The organism is Nostocoides sp. (genome assembly GCF_035343835.1).
GTDB lineage: Bacteria > Actinomycetota > Actinomycetes > Actinomycetales > Dermatophilaceae > Nostocoides_A > Nostocoides_A vanveenii.
This window is the reverse complement of sequence record NZ_DAOQZV010000301.1, coordinates 1-3,350: the sequence shown is the minus strand read 5'-3', so window position 1 is coordinate 3,350 and position 3,350 is coordinate 1. Positions and strand designations below refer to the sequence as shown.

Here is a 3,350-nt window from a genome sequence, read left to right as displayed (position 1 = left end):
GGGCAGTTCAGCGGGTAGCCATTGTTGGAGGGGGCATCGGTGGGCTGGCCCTGGCGGCGGCCCTCGATCCTCGGCGCTTCGCGGTCACGATCTATGAGGCGGAGCCCGCGCGCGCCCGGCTCGGCGGGGGACTTGTGCTGTGGCCGAGCACCATGCGCGCGCTGGAACGATTGGGCGGCGCAAAACCATTGCGCGACAACGGAATCGAGGTGAGGGGTGGCATCCATACCCTGCAGGGAGCATTCGTACGCAGCGCCCCCGACCTCGGGCTGCTGATGGTGGCGCGACCCGTGCTGCTCGCCGCGCTCCAAGCGGCTGTGCCCTCCTCGGTCCGCGTGGAAGAGAGCACAATCCATGATCCGCGCACGCTGGACGCGGATGTCGTGGTCGGCGCCGATGGTGTCCGATCGGTGGTACGTGGCCTCATCGAGCCGGGCCGGGCACAGCGGTTGCCGACGCCGTATGTCGCACTGCGCGGTCCCGTGCACGATGCCGTCGCCGCTGACGAGGAAGGCGAATACTGGGGACCGGGAGCACTTTTCGGCGTGGTCGGCGCCGGTGGTCGCGAAGGCTACTGGTTCACGACCCACCGCAGCGCGCTGCAGGAACCGCTCGCCGTGCCCGACGTCGTTGGCGAATTCCGGCGTCACCTCGGCCGGGCCGGCGCGCCGGTCATCGACCGCGTGCTTGCCTCGGCCGGTCGTGAGACCACGGCGACCCGGATGTGGACGACGCCGGCCCTACGTCGCTATGTCCGCGGTCGATACGTCGTGATCGGCGACGCGGCACACGCGATGACGCCGAATCTGGGCCGCGGTGCCTGTGACGCGATCCTCGATGCCACCTCGCTCGCCGATGCGCTAGCCGCAGAGAACCTGACCCGCTGGCAGGCCCGTCGCGTCCCCGTCACGCAGGCAGCCCGCATCACCGCCGGCCTGGTCATGCGGACCGCCCTCCTCGATCGCGGGCATGCGGCGCGGGATCGCCTGATGCGCGGGCTGCCTGGTTGACCAGCGCGCTCAGGCGGCTGCCGCCTCACGGGAGCGGGCGATCTCGCGCAGCACGTGCAGGGCGCGGATAACGGCGCGGCGGGGGGCGGCGGCCTCACTGACGAAGGCGACGATGCGCCGACTCGGGGCGGCTTCGCCGGCGACCTCACGTTCGAGCAGGTCCTCCGAGAGGCGTCCCATCGCCAGGCGTGGCAGCAAGGTGAGGCCGACTCCTGCCGACACGAGCGCGACGGCGGCGTGGTGGTCGCTCGTGCGCGCGACATACCGGGGGTTGGCACCGGACGCGGCATACGCCCGCCGGAGGATCCCCGAGCAGGTGGTGTCGGCCATGCCCTCGGCGATCAGCCGCTCGCCGGCAAGATCGGCGAGGCCGATCTGTGGCATCGCCGCGAGCGGATGGTCGCGGGGGAGGACCACGACATACGGCTCGACAAGGAGCTCGAAGCGCCGGTGCCCGTCGACGCTGGTCGGTGCCAGCGTGGGATCCTCCGCTCGCAACTCGATGTCGTAGGCCGACCGAGGCCCGTCGATGACGTCGATGAGGTCGAGATTCAGCAGGAGAGAAGGGAATTCGGCGGCAAGGGTGCGCGCAACCTGCGGGACGAGGTACTGGCCCGCCGACGGGAAGGTGCCGATCGTCAGGGTGCCGGTCCGGCCCTCGCGCAGGTCCTCGACGAGGCCGGTCAGGCGCCCGAACGAGGACATGATCTCCTCGCTGCCCTCGGCGAGCGCCAGGCCCGCCGGAGTCGGCGTGATCCCGCGGCCGGACTTCTCGAAGAGCGTCAGGCCCGTCTCGCGCTGCAGGGCGTTGATGTGTTGAGACACCGACGATGGGCTGTAGCCGAGGTTGGCGGCCGCGGCGTGGACGGTGCCGGCGTGGACCACCGCGCGGAACACCCGCAGACGCGTCATGTCGATCATCGCGCAAGCGTACGTCTGCGACGAACGGTTGTGAAGAAACAATCGCTTGTGCTGTTGGATTGTCGCGGGCACGGTGGTATCCATGAACAGCAACTACAGCCGCTACGCAGACGTCCTCGTCGACCGCGACCTCGAGCGCATGGTCGCCGACCTCCGCGCGCTCCCCACCTCATCGGCCGACCTGGCCCCGGGCAACGGGACCGCCTTCCGGTCGTGGCTGGGCCGCCACCTCCACAGCTCTTCCCGTATGCCGGTCGGTCGCCTCCACCGTGCCTGACCCCGGTCGTGCGCGGGCCTCGGCTAGCGTCAGGCGGGCTTCCACAGCTCGACGTGTCGCCGATCATTCGGCGCGAGCCATTCGGGGAGCCCGGCGTCGAGCGTCGCCAGCACGCACCCGCTTCGGGCCGCCAGATCGACCAGGTGCAGGTCGGTCACCTGCCGACGCCCGCCGAGCACGCGGAGGTCGACGTGCGCGTCGCTGAACGACGCCTCGTCGGGAACCCAGTGCCACGAATCCTGGGCGCGCAACGCGTCCAACGCCGCGAAGGCCTCGGCGGCCGTGACGTCACGCCCGACGACCGCAGGAGTCAGCAATAGGCGAATGAGACCGTTTTCGGTTACTGGGGTCGTTGCGAAGGCCGTCAATGCGCGGAAGGCGGCCCGGACCGCTCGATGGTGGACGTGCTGGTCCCACATGAGCGCGAGAAGCGCGTTGACGTCCAGCAGCCGAGGCGTCGCGGCGGGTGCCCCACCCGCCGACGTGACGTCAGTCATCGTCACGGTGGGCGGCGACGAGATCGTCGGTGACCAGGTGCCCGGGGACTCCGCGAAGCACCAGGAGCTCGTCGCCGTCCGCGGCTGCCTGCTGCAGTGGTGGGCGGGTGAGCCCGGCTAGGGCAAGGTCGGAGATGGCCCGGCCGAGCGAGGTCCCGTCGGCCCGCGCCTTGGCCCGACCGGCGCTGAGCACCACCTCGTCGAGATCCAAGGTCGTTCGCATCAGAACATCATAGCATCATAATGGGCAGTGTGATGCGTGAGTGCTCCGCCGCCGCCCGGCAGGCGTCGCGCGCCGGTCGGTCGGCTCCGCCGCGTCTGACCCCGGTCGCGCTCGGGCTTCGGCGAACGTCAGGCGCGCTCAGTCGGTCGTCCGCGCGTTGAGGCGCGCAGGGCGAGCGGCGCGATGATCGCAGTGATCGCGAGCGACCAGATCAGGGTCGCCAGCTCCGGGTGGTGCAGCGGCCAGGGGCATCGGCGCGGACGGCGGAGCCGGCCACGCCCCAGTTGTCGCGGAGGGCCTGGGTCAGCGCGCTGATCGGATTCCACTCGGTAAGGGTGCGCGGCCAGCCCGGCATGACATCGGTGCGCGCAAAGGCGTTGGAGAGGAACGTGATCGGGAGGATCGTGGTGAACATCAGCCCG

Annotated in this window: 6 protein-coding genes; 2 read left to right on the top strand and 4 right to left on the bottom strand. The window is 70.5% G+C overall.

Annotated elements, in window-relative coordinates; translation table 11 throughout:
* The coding region (locus PKH97_RS15185) for an NAD(P)/FAD-dependent oxidoreductase (RefSeq protein ID WP_324388432.1) at positions 1–1,010 on the top strand (1,010 nt) is incomplete at its 5' end.
* Positions 1,011–1,019: 9 nt separating this feature from the next.
* Here PKH97_RS15185 and PKH97_RS15180 read toward each other — a convergent pair.
* Positions 1,020–1,931, bottom strand: a complete 912-nt coding sequence (locus tag PKH97_RS15180) for a LysR family transcriptional regulator (protein WP_324388431.1) — start codon at positions 1,929–1,931, stop codon at positions 1,020–1,022.
* Positions 1,932–2,013: 82 nt separating this feature from the next.
* Between PKH97_RS15180 and PKH97_RS15175 the strand changes: the two genes are divergently transcribed.
* A complete protein-coding gene (locus PKH97_RS15175; protein ID WP_324388430.1) occupies positions 2,014–2,208 on the top strand; it encodes a hypothetical protein in 195 nt (64 codons plus the stop codon).
* 29 nt (positions 2,209–2,237) lie between these two features.
* On the opposite strand, the gene PKH97_RS15170 is transcribed toward PKH97_RS15175, so the two are convergent.
* The 3 genes from PKH97_RS15170 to PKH97_RS15160 all read right to left on the bottom strand — a co-directional run.
* The gene (locus PKH97_RS15170) at positions 2,238–2,705 is read right to left on the bottom strand and encodes a TA system VapC family ribonuclease toxin (protein WP_324388429.1); all 468 of its coding nucleotides are present in this window, start codon (positions 2,703–2,705) and stop codon (positions 2,238–2,240) included.
* Positions 2,698–2,928 carry a hypothetical protein gene (locus PKH97_RS15165; RefSeq protein ID WP_324388427.1) on the bottom strand — a complete coding sequence of 77 codons (231 nt, stop codon included), beginning with the start codon at positions 2,926–2,928 and terminating at the stop codon, positions 2,698–2,700. The genes PKH97_RS15170 and PKH97_RS15165 overlap by 8 nt, the downstream gene beginning before the upstream one ends.
* A gap of 211 nt (positions 2,929–3,139) precedes the next feature.
* Positions 3,140–3,350: ABC transporter permease (locus PKH97_RS15160; protein WP_324388426.1), on the bottom strand; the 211-nt coding region annotated here is incomplete at its 5' end.